This window comes from Achromobacter sp. FW305-C-13, from assembly GCF_058783475.1.
Window position 1 is genome coordinate 365,947 of the sequence record NZ_JBYSYN010000002.1, and the last position, 15,736, is coordinate 381,682.

Here is a 15,736-nt window from a genome sequence, read left to right on the forward strand (position 1 = left end):
GAAACAGGCGACGCGCTTAGCGATGCGCCTGGCTCAGCCGCTTGGCCGCATTCACCATGTGGATGCGTGCCGCCTCGCGGGCGCCTTCCACGTCCTGGCTGCGGATGGCTTCGACGATGGCGATGTGCTCCTGCATCACGTCGCGCATCAGGTTGGCATGGCGGGCCTCGTTGCCGCGCGTCACGCGCGTGGCGGCTTCCAGGAACTGGCTGACGAAAGCCAGGGTGGTGAGGAAGTACGGGTTGCCGGTGGCGCGCGCGATACTGCGGTGAAACGCCACGTCTTCTTTCACGCCGTCGCCGCCATCGGCGACCGCTTGCGAGATCGCGGCCAGCGCGCGGTCGATATCCGTCATGTCGCGCTTCTTGCGCACCGCCGCGGCCTGAGCCGCGATTTCAGTCTCCAGCGCGCGACGCAAATCCACGATGTGCAGCACGGCGTCCAGCGAGCTCAGCTCGGTGGCGTCGATGCGCAGCGCCCGGTTGCCCGTCAGTCCGGTGACGAAGACGCCGCTGCCTTGCCGTGCTTCCACGATGCCGTCTTGCCGCAGGCGCGACACCGCTTCGCGGATGACGGTGCGGCTGACGCCGAACTGTTCGGCCAGCATGGCTTCGGTGGGCAGCTTTTCACCGGGCAGCACGCGCCCCTCGTCGATTTCGGCGAGCAGGCGCTTGGCGACGGTGTCGGTCAGCGTGGGAGGGGAAGGAAGTCTTGGAAACGCCATGGATGATGACTGAGAGGAGGCGGCAGGCCGGTCTGAAGGCCTGCGGCTGAGTCCGGCGCCAATGATAACCGGTTGCCTGGGGCAGGGCCTGTCGGCATTGAAAGGCGCTAGGCGCCGGCCCTAGGCCGCGGGCCCGGCGCGCGCCGCCATCAGGCAATCGACGAAGCACTGGGCGGCCGGCGTGGGCGGCGAGTCGGCGCGCGTCAGGATGGACACGCGCGCGGCGGGCAGCTCGTGCGCCAGCGGCACCATGCGCAAGGGCCGCGGCATCAGCTGGTGGTCGAACAGGGCCCGCACGAAGATGCCCAGCGCATCGCTTTCGGCCATGATCGCCAGCGCGATGGCGATGGACTGACAGGGGATGATGTCGCGCGGCGGCGGCAGCCCGTGGGCGTCGAACGCCAGCCGCAGCAGGTTCGCCGGCGCCTGGATGTTGCCGGGCAGCAGCCACAGCGCGTCGTGCATGTCGGCCAGGCTGCGCGCGTGGCGCAACGGATGGCCGATCCGCGCGCCCACCGCCATCGGCAGCGTGAACAGTGTCTGGCGCGCAAAGCCGTCGTCGATGTTGCCGTCGTATTCCGTCTGCACCAGCAGGTCGTAGCGGCCCGATTCCAATTGTTCGTGACTGTAGGGCGGCGCGACCTCGTTGAACGACACCGCCACGCGCGGCATCCGGGCGCGGAATGCCATCAGCGCGGCGGGCAGCGCCGTCAGCGCCGAAGAACTGATGGCCAGGTTCAGCGTGCCGCCTTCGCCGTCGCGCATCTGCCCGATTTCTTCCTGCGCTTTGCGCGCTTCCTGCAAGATCAGCACGGCGCGCCGGTATAGCGCCTCGCCATAAGTCGTGAGCTCTACGCCGCGTGCGCTGCGGCGCACCAATTCGGCGCCCACGCTTTGCTCCAGCTCGCGCAGGCTGCGCGTGGCGGCGGGCTGGGTGACGAACAGGGCACGGGCCGCCGCACGGATGCTGCGGTGTTCGGCGATCAGGACAAATGTGCGCAGTTGGCGCAGGTTCATGGGCAGGGTCCGGGATCGGGGGTAGTGCGAAGACGGATCGGGATATAAGAAAAAGGTTTCACTGGAACAAAAATACTGTCTTTTCCTTATCGTGCGCCATCCGTATATTCCTCCACTCGGGGGTGTCACAGCGTCCGGGTCTACGGACCGGCGCCCCGCCACGGACATCAAGGGGGAAACATGTCTACCGCCATTGCCGCCGATCCTGGTCGGCAGTCTCTGCATTCGTCGATGGCGCGCCGGCGGGTGATCGCCGGCACGACCATCGGCAATGCGTTGGAGTTCTTCGACTTCACCGTGTTCACGTTCCTGATGCTCGTCATCGGGCCGTTGTTTTTTCCGGCCGCGTCCAGTTATGGCCAGTTGCTGTTGACCACCGCCACCTTCGGCGTCGGCTTCCTGATGCGGCCGGTGGGCGGCATGCTGATTGGTTCCTACGCCGACCGCCACGGCCGCCGCGCCGCCATGACGCTGACCTTATGGCTGATGGGGCTGGGCTGCGGGCTGATTGCGGTGGCGCCCACCTACGCTCAGATGGGGGTGGTGGGGCCGGTGCTGATGGTGGTGGCGCGCTTGATCCAAGGCTTTGCCGCCGGCGGCGAGGTGGGAGCATCCACGACGCTGCTGGTGGAGCACGCGCCTCCGAATCAGCGCGGCTTTTATTCCAGCTGGCAGTTCGGCAGCCAATCACTGGGCGTAATGCTGGGCGCGCTGACCGTGGCGTTGTTGACGGCCGCGCTTACCAAGGAACAGATGCAGGATTGGGGCTGGCGCGTGCCTTTCGTGATCGGCATCCTGACCGTGCCGGTCGGCGCCTACATTCGCCGCAACCTGGAGGAAACGCTGGAGCCCGCCCAGGCGCCCTCGGCGACGCGCGCCGCCTCCACCCACCAGCCCCTGCGCCGCGTCTTCGCCGATCACAAGGCCCAGATCGTCAAAGGCATCCTGCTGGTGATCGGCGGCATGGTCTGCGCGCAGATCATCGGCTTCTACATGCCCGCCTACGCCAGCAAGGAGTTGGGCTTGCCGGCCACGTCCACGCTGTTTGCCAGCGTGGTGCTGGGGGCCATCGGTTTTGTGCTGGCGCCGTTTGTCGGCATGCTGGCCGATCGGGTCGGGCGCAAGCGGGTCATCTTCTGGTCGCGCGCGGTGACCGTGTGCGCGTTGCTGCCGTGCTTCCAGTGGCTGGTGTCCGCGCCCAGCACCGCGCGGCTGATGACGGTGATCGCGCTGCTGGCCATCCTGCTGGCCCTGCAGACGGCGCCCACCATCACCATGCTGCCCGAACTGTTTCCGAAGGCGGTGCGCACGACGGGGATGTCCGTGGTGTATGGGCTGGGTATCTCTGTGTTCGGCGGCTTCGCCCAGTTCTTCGTGACCTGGCTGCTGCACGTCACCGGCAATCCGATGGCGCCCGCCTGGTACTTGATGGTGACTGTGACGCTATCGACCGTGGTGCTGTTCTGGATCCAGGACCGCACCGGCCATGAAATCGACAAGCAGGAGGCATGATGCCCAGCAGTACGAGCTACTTCCCCCGCAGCTACGCCGAATCGCGCGAGCGGTTCCTGTCCGACGCCGCGCGCCTGGGCGCCCACGTGCAGTCTTACGCGATCGAGGCGATGGGCCGCGAAGGCGAGGCGCTGGCAACCGACACGGCGCTGATCGGCGCCGCGGGTGCCGAACGTCTGCTGATCATGACGTCCGCCACGCATGGCGTGGAAGGGTTCTGCGGCGCAGGCTGCCAGGCCGCATTGATGGACGATGCGCCGATGCTCAAGCGCGCCGCCCAAGCGGGCGTGGCGTTGCTGCTGGTGCACGCCGTGAATCCTTACGGCTTTTCGTGGATCGCCCGCACGGACGAGGGCAATGTGGACCTGAACCGCAACGCCCAGCCGTTCGACGGTACGCCGCTGCCAATTAATCCCGGCTATGGCGATCTGCATCCGTTGCTGCTGCCGGCGCAATGGCCGCCGTCGGAAGAAAACCAGCGGGGCCTCGCGCGCTACGTGGCGGAACATGGGCAGGCCGCCTTTGCGCAGGCCGTGTCGCGCGGCCAGTACACGCACGACGATGGCCTGTTCTATGGTGGCGCGGCGCCTGCCGCATCGCTGGCGAACCTGCGGTGCATCCTTCAAACGCAGGCCAGCCGCCATGCCCACATCGGTTGGATCGACGTGCACACCGGTCTGGGGCCGCGGGGGCACGGCGAGAAGATCTACGCGGGCCGGCGCAACGATGCCGAAGTGGCGCGCGCGCGGCAATGGTGGGGCCTGGACATCGCCGTGCCGTTCCAGGGCACGTCGGCATCGGTCGACATCACCGGTCACCTGGCGGGCCTGATCTACCAGACCTGCCCCGAGTCGTCGCCGACGCTGATGGCGCTGGAATACGGCACCTTGCAGTTTGACGACATCGTGCTGGCACTGCGCGGCCGCAACTGGCTGCGGGCCAACCCGGACGCGCCGGCGCCGCTGCGCCGCGACATCCTGCAGGCCACGCAGGACGCGTTCTACTGCCCCACCGACGATTGGCACGGCATGGTGCTGGGGCAAAGCCGCGTGGCCGTGCTGCAAGCATTGTGCGGCCTGGAAGCCGCGCGCTGATCGCGTCGTTCGTCGGCCCCGCAACCCGCACTGATTATCCGGGTTGCACCTGCTTCTGGCCTTCTGTCTCAGCGGGTTGCACCTGCATGCGCCCCTGCGCCAGGGATTACCCGCAAGTGCGGTGCAGTGTTGGGTTATCCCTAGTTGAGCCTGCCAGCAACCCATCGATATGCTTGGGTTAACCGAGCGAACCGAAGAGTTCCAACCGGAGGAGTTTCAAACCGAGCCGGCACCTCGCTGACAAGGAACCAGGATTTGCATAGCGCGCCTCCTTTGAACTCGGCCGTCACGGCCGCCCGGATCAAGCCCATTCGCGTGATCCCGTGGGCAACGTGGCTGCACCGCGTTTTCGTCGTCCTCATGTATGCGTTCATGCTCTGCCCCATCGTGCTGGTGGTCTGGCTGAGCTTCTTCAAGGACGCCATCCTCTACTTCCCCCCGTCCGGCTACACGCTGTCCTGGTACGTGAAAGCGTGGCAGAACCCGGCGTTCGCCAACGGATTCCTGTTCAGCCTGCAAGTGTCGCTGGTGGCCGCCGCCATCGGCGTGGTGATGGGCGTGCTGGCGGCGGTGGGCATCGCCCGCTACCGCTTCCAGGGCAGCAAGGGCATCAATACCTTGCTGCTGTCGCCGCTGCTGATCCCCGGCATCGTCGCGGGCGTGGGCATCTACCTGTTCTACCTGCGCGCCGAAGAAATGCTGGACCAGGACATCATCGGCACCTTCGGCGGTCTCGTCATCGCGCACGTGTGCCTGACGATTCCGTGGACGGTGCGCCTAGTCACCGCCGGCATGGCCGGTCTGGACGGCTCCATCGAAGAGGCCGCGCGCAACCTCGGCGCCAGCGCGCCGGTCGCCTTCATGCGCGTGACGCTGCCTATGCTGCGCCCGTCCATCGTGGCGGCGGCGCTGTTCAGTTTCGTGGTGTCGTTCGAAAACCTGGAGCTGTCGCTGTCGCTGGTGGGGCCGGGCCGAACGACGCTGCCGATCGCCATCATGCAGTACCTGGAATTCAATCTGGACCCGACCATCGCCTCGGTGGCTTCGGTGCAAATCTTGCTGTTGGGGATCATCATGCTTGTGACCGACCGCTACGTGAAACTCAGTCAGGTGGTGTAAGAAATGGCGAAGGTCTCAATCGAGAATATCCGCAAGCAGTTCGGATCGGCGGTGGCGGTGTCGGATTTTTCACTGGAGATCGCCGAGGGCGAGCTGGTGACGTTCCTGGGCCCCAGCGGCTGCGGCAAGACCACCACGCTGCGCATGATCGCCGGTTTCATCACACCGACCGCGGGCCGTATCCGCATCGGCGAGACCGATGTGACCCGGCTGCCCGTGCACAAACGCGACACCGGCATGGTGTTCCAGCGCTATGCGCTGTTCCCGCACATGACGGTGGCCGAGAACGTGGCGTTCGGACTGGAAATGCACAAGGTGCCCAAGGCCGACCGCGACGCCAAGATCCGCCGCGTGCTGGACATGGTGCGCATGACCGAATTGCGCGAACGCTATCCGCGGCAGTTGTCCGGCGGCCAGCAGCAACGCGTGGCGATCGCCCGCGCGCTTGCCATCGAGCCCAAGGTGTTCCTGCTGGACGAGCCGCTGTCCAACCTGGACGCCAAGCTGCGCCTGGAAGTGCGCGAAGAGATCCGTTCCCTGCAGCAGCGCCTGGGTCTGACGACCGTGTTCGTCACGCACGACCAGGAAGAAGCGCTGGCGATCGCCGACCGCATGGCCATCATGCACGACGGCATCGTGCAGCAGGTGGGTGCGCCCGCCACCCTGTATGAGCGTCCGGCCAATCTCTTCGTGGCGGACTTCCTGGGCAAGATGAACGTGTTCACGGGCCGTGGGCAGGCCGACAACCAGTTCCACACCGACACCGGCCAGCGCATCGCCACGCCGGGCGGGGCCGGCGCCACGCACGTGGGCGTGCGGCCGGAACGGGTGCGGCTGGCCGCCCAGCCCGAAGGCGGCAACGCGCTGGCCGGGGTGGTGGAATCGTCGTTGTACCTGGGGTCGGTGCTGGAAGTGCGCGTGCAGCTTGAAGGCGGCAATCGCATGATCAGCCAGATCGTCAACGGCGGCGCGGGCCGCGCCCAGCCGGCGCCGGGCGCGCGAGTCTACGCATGCTTCGAGCCCGAAGACTGCGTGGCCTTCACGCAATAGGAGCCCCCATGACGACCGCGATAAAAGACGGGCGGCCCAGCCGCTGGCTGGGGCCGGGGCTGGCCTTTCCGGCGTCGCTGGTGGTGCTGGTGATCATCCTGGTCCCCATCCTCCAGCTGGCGCGCTACAGCTTCAACCATTTCGATCCGGCGGACCTGATGCAGACCGCCTTCACGTTCGAGAACTACGCCAAGTTCTTCGGCGACCCTTACTACCGCGACATCTTCTTCACGACCTTGTGGGTGGCCGGGCTGTGCACCGTGCTGGCGCTGGTGCTGGGCTTTCCGGTGGCGTATTTCCTGGCGCGCACGCAAAGCCGGTACAAGAGCCTGTTCGTGATCCTGCTGGTGTTTCCGCTGATGGTGGGCAACGTGGTGCGCGCGGCGGGCTGGATGGTGGCGCTGGGCAACGCAGGCGTGGTGAACGCCGTGCTGCAGGGGCTTGGGCTGATCGACAAGCCGCTAACCCTGATGTACACGCCCACGGCGGTCGTCATCGGCACCACCGCCGTGGTCATGCCGTACCTGATCCTGACCCTGCAAAGCGTGCTGGAAGGCATGGACCTGTCGGTGGAGGAGGCCGCCCGCAACGTGGGTGCCAGCTTCTTCACGACGTTTCGCCGCATCGTGTTGCCGATCGCCGCGCCCGGCGTGGCGGCCGGCACGATGCTGGTGTTCATCCTGTGCATGAATGCCTACGCCACGCCCGTGCTGCTGGGCGGCTCCGGCCTGACGATGATGGCGCCCGCGCTCTACGACCAGATCACGCGCGCGTCGAACTGGCCATTCGGCGCGGCGCTGGCCGTCATCCTGGTGTGCGGCACGCTGGCCATCGCACTGGTCTCGAATTGGCTGATCCATCGACGCTACATCAAGACCATGGCGTCTTGACTCCGCATTTCCAACAAGGAACTTTCATGGCATCCGTATTGTTCAAGAACGCGAACCTGCTTGATCCCTTGCAGGCCGACCTGCTGGAAGGCCATCACGTGCTGGTCGAGGACGGCCTCATCAAGGACGTGTCGGACAAGCCCCTGTCCAGCGCATCCGCGCAGGTGATCGACGCGGCGGGCCGCACGCTGATGCCGGGGCTGATCGACCTGCACGTGCACGTATTGGCGACCCAGCTGAACCTCAGCACGCAAGGCGCGCTGCCCGATGCGCTGGTCATGATGCGCGCGGTGCCCATCATGGCGGCGATGCTGCGCCGGGGCTTCACCACCGTCCGCGATGCGGGCGGTGCGGGCTGGGGGCTGAAATGCGCGGTGAACGAAGGCACGGTCAAGGGGCCACGTCTCTTCATCTCGGGCCGCGCCATCAGCCAGACGGGCGGCCATGGCGACCCGCGCCCGCGTTCCGATCATCTGCGTCCGATGAGCTTTTGCGGCTGCTGTTTCCGTGCCGGCGACATCGGCCGCGTGGCCGACGGCATCGACGACGTGCGCCGCGCCGTGCGCCAGGAACTGCAGATGGGCGCCGACCAGATCAAGATGATGGCCTCGGGCGGCGTGGCGTCACCCACCGACCCCATCGCGTCCTTCGGCTATTCCGAGGAAGAGATCCGCGTCATCGTGGACGAGGCCGCCAGCCGCCAGACCTATGTGATGGCGCACTCGTACACGGCCGATGCCATCGAGCGCGCCATCCGCAACGGCGTGCGCACGATTGAACACGGCAACCTGGTCGACGAGCGCGTGGCGCGATTCATGGCCGAGAAGGGCGCGTTCGTGGTACCCACGCTTGTCACGTACGAGGCGCTGGCCAACGAAGGGGCCGATTACGGCCTGCCGCCGGATTCGGTGGCGAAGATTGCCACGGTGCGCACCGCCGGCCTGCATTCGCTGGAAATCTACAAGAAGGCGGGCGTGAAGATCGGCTACGGATCGGACTTGCTGGGGCCGTCGCAGCGCTTGCAGAGCGACGAATTCCGCATCCGCAACGAGGTTCTGTCCACGCAGGAAGTCATCCAGTGCGCCACCACCACCGCGGCCGAAGTGCTGAACCAGGTGGGGCAGCTGGGCCGCATCCAGGCGGGCGCCTTGGCAGACGTGTTGCTGGTGGACGGCAACCCGTACCGCGACTTGTCCTGCCTGTTGGGGCAGGGCGAACATCTGGCCCTGATCATGAAGGGCGGGGTCATCGAACACAACGCACTGGGGGTGTAAGCGCCATGAGCGATCCCACGTTTTCGCAATCGGAAGTCGGCGAGGAATCCCGCGACGTCAACGCCGCCAAAGGCTGGCATCCGCCGTCGGCACCGGTCTCGCGCGACCGCGGCCTGGGCCCGTTTCCCAGGCTGATCCTGCGCGGGGCGACGATCATCGACGGTACCGGCGCACCGCCCTGGGGGCCGGTGGACATCGTGATCGAGAACGACCGCATCACCGCGCTAGTCAACGTGGGCACGCCACACAAGGCCATCGACCCGAAACGCCGGCCGGGCCCCGGCGACCACGAGATCGATTGCCACGGCAAGTTCGTCACCCCCGGATTCGTCGATGCGCACGCGCACATTGGCACGCCGTACCACGCCATGAGCGGCATCGTCCCGCCCGCCGACTACATCTACAAATTGTGGCTGGCGCATGGGGTCACGACCGTGCGCGAAATGGGCGCGATGGGCGGCCTGGGTTGGACGATGGAGCAGCGCGAGCTTTCCGCCGCCAACAAGATCGCGGCGCCGCGCATGGTGGTGCATTCCGTGTTCCCCGCCGTGAACGACCGCGTCAAGACGATCCACACGCCGGAGCAGGGCCGCGAATGGGTGCGCAAGCTGGCGGCGCGCGGCGCGGACGGCATCAAGTTCTTCGGCGCGCCGCCCGCCATCATGGAAGCGGCATTGGACGAAGCCGCGCAGCTGGGGCTGCGGTCGGGCTGCCATCACGCGCAGATGGCGGTCACGCGGGTGAACGCACTGAAGTCCGCGCGCTGGGGGCTGACCAGTTCCGAACACTATTACGGCTTGCCGGAAGCGCTGTTCGAAGATCGCATCGTGCAGTCCTTTCCCACCGACTACAACTACAGCGACGAATACTACCGCTTCGCCGTCGCCGGCCAGACCTTCATGCAGGCGGCGCAGCCGGGGTCGGCAAAGTGGCGCCAGGTCATGGATCAGTTCCTGGAGCTGGGCCATACCTTCGTGCCCACGTTCAACATCTATGACGCCAACCGCGACCTGATGCGCGCGCGTCGCGCCGACTGGCACGACGACTACACCTGGAAGGCGGTCTGGAAGTACTTCCAGCCGCAACGCGGCGGGCACGGCGCGTACTGGTACCGCTGGAGCACCACGAACGAGATCGAGTGGAAGCAGAACTACCGGTTGTGGATGCAGTTCATCAACGAATACAAGAACCTGGGTGGCCGCGTGTGCGCCGGCAGCGATTCGGGCTTTATCTTCCAGATCTACGGCTTCGGCTTTGTGCGCGAACTGGAACTGCTGCAGGAAGCGGGGTTCCATCCCATCGAAGTGCTGCGCGCGGCCACGTCGCAAAGCGCCGCGCTGCTAGGCATCGATGAAGACACCGGCTCCATCGACGTGCAAAAGCGCGCCGACCTGCTGATCCACGACCAGAATCCGCTGACCGATTTCAAACTGCTGTTCGGCACCGGCGCCATGCGCCTGAACGACGACACGGCCAAGGTGGAATGGAAGCGCTGCCTGCAAACCACCATCAAATCGGGCGTGGTGTATGACACCGCCGAAATGCTGGCCGACGTGCGCAAGATGGTCAAGGACAGCTGGGAGCAAGACCCGGACGGCGAGCGCCCGCCGTTCGGCGGATCGCCGGCAGGCTCGCCCTGCGACGGCGGGCAAGAGGCATCCTGACATGGCCGTCGACCTCTTCCTGCTTTGCGGCTTCCTGGGCAGCGGCAAGACCACGCTGCTGGTGGACTACCTGCGTGATCCGGCGTCCCGCGACACGGGCGTGATCGTCAACGAGGCGGGCGAGGTCGGCGTGGATGGCGCCATCGTCGCCAATGACAGCGACAACGTGCCGATGACGCTGATGGCCAACGGCTGCGTGTGCTGCTCGCTGCGCAGCGATCTGGTCTATACCTTGAGCGCGCTGCTGGACGCGCCGCGCCCCGACGGCGAAGGGCCCTTGCAGCGGGTCATCCTGGAGTGCAGCGGCTTGTCGCGGCCCGGCCCCATCATCGCGTCCCTGGCGGATCCTGAGCTGGCGCGCCGCGGCCTGCGGCTGACGGTGGTCTGCACCGACGACTGCGCGCGCGACCCGGACGCATTGGCCGAGATGGACGAAGCCATGGCCCAGTTCGGCGCCGCGCACCGCATCGTGTTGACGAAGACGGACTTGCTGCCCGACGGCGCCTTGGACGCACGCGCCGTGCGCGCCGCTGCCCTGAACCCCTTGGCGGCCGTCATTGCCGACCCGGACCGCCGGCGCGCCGTACAAGCCGCGTTTGCCCCGTCCCAAGGCGTGGCGGATCTGGCGGGGCTGGCCGCGCGGATGCTGACAGCGGGCGGGCAGGGGGTCGCGCACCCCCGCATCCGCGTCATGGCGGCCCGTGCCCACGCGGGCATCAGCTGGACGGATTTTTCGGAATGGCTGGACAACCTGGCCGGGCTTTGCGGCGAACGCCTGTTGCGGGTCAAGGCGGTGGTGCGCGTCAACGAATGCGCCGAACCCATCCTGATCCAGTCGGTGGGCACCACCTTCAGCGCGCCGCAACGCCTGACCCGGCAACCCGATGCGCCCGACGCCATCATCGTGATCGCGCGCGACATCGATGCGGGCGAGATCCGGGCGTCCTCGCCCCACGCGCCCGTGGACATGCTGGCCTGAAGCATTTTTCGTACCGGGGCGCGCGGCCGGGCACAGCCGGCCACGCGTCCGCACCGTAGCAAGTCGTCAGTTCCCCTTCGATACGAGGTCGTTATGCAAGAGAAAAACCTGACTCGCCGTGGCTTCATCAAGACCGCCTCCGGCCTGGCGCTCGCTCCCGCTTTGGGCTGGGTGCCGGGCATGGCGCACGCCGCCGAAAAAGAAATCGTGGTGGGGACCTGGGGCGGCGACTACCAGAACCTGCTGCAGCAGATCATCAACCCCATCGTCGACAAACAAGGCGTGAAGGTCGTCTACGACACGGGCAACGCCGTTGGCCGCGTGACCAAGTTGCGCGCCGAAAAGAATTCGCGGCGCGGCAGCATGGACGTGGCGCTGCTGGGCGAAGTCGACATGTACGACGCCGAGCGCTCCGGCACGCTGGAACCGATCGACGCGAAGAAGCTGCCCAATCTGGCGCATGCGATCGGCGCGCTGAAGACGGCATATTCGATTCCCCATATCTTCAGCGCGATGACGCTGGTCTATAACACCGAAAAATTCCCGACGCCGCCGGATTCGCTGGAAGTGTTGCTGGACCCAAAACTGAAAGGGCAGGTGGGCTTTTCGGACATCCTGTACCTGTACAACGCCGTCTTCGTCGGGCTGGGCGCGGGCGGCGACACCAAGAGTTTTGACGGGGGCAAGCGCTTCCTGACCAAGCTCAAGGCGAATGCGCCGCGCATCTACCCGTCCAACGAGGCGGTCGCGGCCGCCTTCAAGTCCGGCGAGATTGCCATCGCGTGCATGTGGAAGGCGCGCGCGCTGCAATGGAAAGACAGCGGCCTGCCGTTGGGTTTCGTGATTCCCAAGGAGGGTTCGGTGCCCGTGTCGTTCGAGGCCGGCATCGCCAAGAACAGCCGCAACAAGGACGCCGCCTGGGAATACCTGAACGCCATGCTGGACCCGCAAGGCCAGATCGGTTTCGCCGAAAAAATGGGCTATGCGCCCACGGTGACCAACGCGTCGTTGCCGGAAAACTTGAAGCGCGTGGGTTTCTCCGAGGCGGAAGTGAAGCTCTTGCACGCCTATGACCTGAAGCGCCTGACGGAGGGCAAGGCCGACATGCTGGAATTCTGGAACAAGGAATTCAAGGCGGGTTGAGGCGCCGCTTCCGGATGCGGCCGGTCCGCATCCGGAGGGACGTTGCAGATCGGTCCCCGTCTGCGATGGGCGGCCGATGAATCTACCCTGGACATCTTGCGTCAATCTTGAAATGTTATATCATTTGTCAGGTATTTGTAATGATATAACATCCGAGAGAGCGAAGATGAAAGGCAAGAAGCTAGGGGCGGTTGAGGAAAGAGGCGGGGCGAAGGCCCTGCGGGCCAGCCGCCGGGGGGCGTTGAAACCGCTGGTCTGCTCACTGATGCTGATCGCGCCGGTCGCGCAGGCCGAGGCCGAAACGGAGTCCGATCGCGCCAAGACGCTGGCCCCCATTACCGTGTCCGCCAACCCGCTGGGGCTGGACTTGAACAGCACGACGTTGCCCGCCTCGGTGCTCGAAGGCGATGCCCTGATCGAGCAGCGGTCCGGCACGTTGGGCGAGACCCTGAAGAACCTGCCCGGCGTCAACAGCGATACCTTCGGCGGCGGCGCGAGCCGGCCGGTGATCCGAGGCCAGACCGCGCCGCGAGTCAAAGTGCTGTCCGATGGTTCTGAAGTCATGGACGCGTCCAGCATTTCCCCCGACCACGCGGTGACGGTCGAACCGCTGCTGGCCGAGCGGATTGAAGTGCTGCGCGGCCCGGCGACGCTGCTGTACGGCGGTGGCGCGATCGGCGGTGTGGTGAACGTGGTGGACAAGAAGATCCCCACCGCGGTGCCGGAAAAGGGCATCGAGGCCGAAGCCGAACTGCGCGGCGCGACCGGTACCAAGGAACGTGCGGGTGCGGTGGGCATCACGGCGGGCGAAGGCCAGTTCGCGGTGCGCGTTGAAGGGATGAAGCGGCGCACCAGCGACTACGACGTGCCCGATTGGCCGGGTGGCAAGCTGGAAGGTTCGTATAGCGAATCCACCCAGGGCTCTGTCGGCATGTCGTGGATCACCCCGCGCGGATACGTCGGCCTGGCCTTCACGCATCTGGAAAGCAAGTATGGCCTGCCGGGGCATAACCACGAATACGAAGGCTGCCACCCGCACGGCACGCATCTGCATTGCGGCGGGCACGATCATGACCACGAAGAAGAAGGCCATGACCATGATCACGAGCATGAACATGGCGGCGTGCCGTACGTGAAGCTGCGCAGCAACCGCCTGGACCTGCGCGCGGAGTACCAGGACCCGTTTGCCGGCTTCGAGAAGATCCGCGTGCGCGGCGGCCTGACCGACTACCAGCACGATGAGATCGAAGGCGGCCAGGTCGGCACCCGTTTCAAGAACAAGGGCTACGACCTGCGGGTGGAGCTGCAGCACAAGCCCATCGCCGGCTGGCGTGGCGTGGTGGGCGTGCAGAACGCCTATAGCGATTTCCGCGCCGAAGGCGAAGAGGCCTTCCTGCCGCGCAGCAAGACGCGGTCCAACGGCCTGTTCGTGCTGGAGGAATACCAGCTGAACGACTGGCGCTTCGAAGTGGGCGCGCGCCAGGACTGGCAGCGCATCTCGCCGTCGGGCGGTGCTTCGCGTAGCAGCCTGTCGGGCACGTCGCTGTCGGCCGCGGCCATCTGGGACTTTGCGCCGCAGTATTCCGTGGCGCTGTCGCTGTCACGCTCGCAACGCCTGCCCAATGCGCAGGAGCTGTATGCGGACGGCGTCCACCTGGCCACCAACACGTACGAACTGGGCAATGCAGACCTTGGCCGCGAGACCTCGCACAACATCGACCTGACCTTGCGCAAGCATTCGGGCGACACGACGTTCTCGGCCAGCGTGTTCCACAACCGCGTGAAGAACTACATCTACGCGAACACGCTCGACCGCTACGAAGACTTCCGGCTGATCGAATACACGCAGCGCGACGCGGAATTCACGGGTGTCGAGGGCGAACTGCGCCATCAGTTCACGCCGGTGTTCTCGGCGGCGGTATTCGGTGACTATGTGCGCGGCAAGCTGACGGGCGGCGATGGCAATCTGCCGCGCATCCCGGCGGCGCGCGCGGGCGTGCGCGGCAACGTGACGTGGCAGCAATGGTCGGGCGGCGTGGAATACGCGCGCGTGTTCTCGCAAAAGGACATTGCGTCGTACGAAGACAGCACCCCGGGCTACAACCAGGTCAACGCCGTGGTCGCCTACCGCGGCCGCTACGGCGCGACCGGCTACGAAGTCTATCTGCGCGGCACCAACCTGTTGAACAAGCTGGCCTACAACCACGCCTCGTTCATCTCGTCGGTGGCGCCGCTGCCCGGGCGCAGCGTGCTGCTGGGCGTGCGCATGACGTACTGACAAGGCAGGGCGTCCGAGATGGACGCCTGGCCGCAAGACGGACGCCGGGGCCATGCGCCCCGGCGTTTTTTTGCTGCACTGCGGGCGCACAGCCTCTACGGGTAGACCCCGAGTCCGATCTTGTTGACGCCCGAACATGCCGTTCCTAGAATCAGATTTGTGATCACATATCAGAAATAGCGTCCGGCAACCGCCGGTACGCGGGCAGCGGCGAAGCAGGCATGACCCAACAACTATTCAGTGTTCGAGACAAGATCGTTTTGATTACCGGTGCCGCGGGCGGTATCGGCGCTGCGCTCAGCCGGGCTTTCGCCCAAGGCGGCGCGACGCTGGTGCTGGCCGACCTGGCGGGGGAAAAGCTGGACGCGCTGGCGTCCGAGCTGCGCGAATCCGGCGTGAAGACCGGAGCCATCGCGCTCAGCGTGGAAAACCGCGAGGCCTGCGCGGACGCGGTGGCCGACGTGGTGGCGCGCTACGGCGGCGTGGACGTGCTGGTCAACTGCGCCGGCGTCAATACGCGCATGCGGCCCGAGCTGTACGCGGAAGACGTGTGGGACCGCATCGTCGACATCAACCTCAAGGGCACGTTCAACATGTGCCAGGCCGTGCACGCGCCGATGAGCCTGCGCGGCAAGGGCAAGATCATCAACATCGGCTCGATCCTGGCGCTGGCGTCAAACGCCGTGACGGCGGCCTATTCCGCCAGCAAGGGCGGTGTCCTGCAGCTGACGCGTTCGCTGGCGTGCGCCTGGGCGGCGGACGGCATCACCGTCAACGTGATCCAGCCGGGCTGGATCGACACGGCGCTGTCGCGCCAGGCGCGGGTGGACATTCCCGGCCACGCCGAACGGGTGGTGGCCACCACGCCGCTGGGCCGCTGGGGCGAACCCGAAGACCTGATCGGCGCGACGTTGTTCCTGGCCAGCACCGCATCCGACTTCGTGACGGGCGCAAGCCTGGTGGTGGACGGCGGCGTGACCGCGCATATCTGA

Annotated in this window: 13 protein-coding genes; 11 read left to right on the forward strand and 2 right to left on the reverse strand. The window is 66.1% G+C overall.

Features of this window, described 5'->3' with window-relative positions:
- Window positions 1-16 precede the first annotated feature (16 nt).
- Entirely contained in the window at window positions 17-724 is a 708-nt protein-coding gene (locus AC3WMU_RS13260; RefSeq protein WP_006227088.1) for a FadR/GntR family transcriptional regulator, read from the reverse strand.
- Window positions 725-844: 120 nt separating this feature from the next.
- Entirely contained in the window at window positions 845-1,741 is an 897-nt protein-coding gene (locus AC3WMU_RS13265; RefSeq protein WP_088588843.1) for a LysR substrate-binding domain-containing protein, read from the reverse strand.
- Between the two features lie 180 nt (window positions 1,742-1,921).
- Here AC3WMU_RS13265 and AC3WMU_RS13270 point away from each other — a divergent pair, with 180 nt between their 5' ends.
- The 11 genes from AC3WMU_RS13270 (at window position 1,922) to AC3WMU_RS13320 (ending at window position 15,736) form a co-directional block, all read left to right on the forward strand.
- Complete coding sequence (locus AC3WMU_RS13270; protein ID WP_492282465.1) at window positions 1,922-3,253, forward strand: MFS transporter; 1,332 nt, start codon at window positions 1,922-1,924, stop codon at window positions 3,251-3,253.
- The gene (locus AC3WMU_RS13275; RefSeq protein WP_492282466.1) at window positions 3,250-4,347 is read left to right on the forward strand and encodes a M14 family metallopeptidase; all 1,098 of its coding nucleotides are present in this window, start codon (window positions 3,250-3,252) and stop codon (window positions 4,345-4,347) included. Before AC3WMU_RS13270 ends, AC3WMU_RS13275 begins: the two co-directional genes overlap by 4 nt.
- Window positions 4,348-4,602: 255 nt before the next feature.
- Window positions 4,603-5,466, forward strand: coding sequence for an ABC transporter permease (locus AC3WMU_RS13280; protein WP_035214014.1), 864 nt, complete (start codon window positions 4,603-4,605; stop codon window positions 5,464-5,466).
- Window positions 5,467-5,469: 3 nt separating this feature from the next.
- Entirely contained in the window at window positions 5,470-6,516 is a 1,047-nt protein-coding gene (locus AC3WMU_RS13285; RefSeq protein WP_280029184.1) for an ABC transporter ATP-binding protein, read from the forward strand.
- 8 nt (window positions 6,517-6,524) lie between these two features.
- A complete protein-coding gene (locus tag AC3WMU_RS13290) occupies window positions 6,525-7,406 on the forward strand; it encodes an ABC transporter permease (RefSeq protein WP_006227096.1) in 882 nt (293 codons plus the stop codon).
- Between the two features lie 26 nt (window positions 7,407-7,432).
- Window positions 7,433-8,680 carry a metal-dependent hydrolase family protein gene (locus AC3WMU_RS13295; protein ID WP_492282467.1) on the forward strand — a complete coding sequence of 416 codons (1,248 nt, stop codon included), beginning with the start codon at window positions 7,433-7,435 and terminating at the stop codon, window positions 8,678-8,680.
- A gap of 5 nt (window positions 8,681-8,685) precedes the next feature.
- Window positions 8,686-10,344 carry an amidohydrolase family protein gene (locus tag AC3WMU_RS13300; protein WP_492282468.1) on the forward strand — a complete coding sequence of 553 codons (1,659 nt, stop codon included), beginning with the start codon at window positions 8,686-8,688 and terminating at the stop codon, window positions 10,342-10,344.
- 1 nt (window position 10,345) lies between these two features.
- Entirely contained in the window at window positions 10,346-11,323 is a 978-nt protein-coding gene (locus AC3WMU_RS13305; RefSeq protein ID WP_424625558.1) for a CobW family GTP-binding protein, read from the forward strand.
- Between the two features lie 93 nt (window positions 11,324-11,416).
- The gene (locus tag AC3WMU_RS13310) at window positions 11,417-12,466 is read left to right on the forward strand and encodes an ABC transporter substrate-binding protein (RefSeq protein ID WP_280029195.1); all 1,050 of its coding nucleotides are present in this window, start codon (window positions 11,417-11,419) and stop codon (window positions 12,464-12,466) included.
- A 265-nt stretch (window positions 12,467-12,731) separates the two neighbouring features.
- Entirely contained in the window at window positions 12,732-14,744 is a 2,013-nt protein-coding gene (locus AC3WMU_RS13315; protein ID WP_234818290.1) for a TonB-dependent receptor domain-containing protein, read from the forward strand.
- Between the two features lie 221 nt (window positions 14,745-14,965).
- Window positions 14,966-15,736, forward strand: coding sequence for an SDR family NAD(P)-dependent oxidoreductase (locus AC3WMU_RS13320; protein WP_035214019.1), 771 nt, complete (start codon window positions 14,966-14,968; stop codon window positions 15,734-15,736).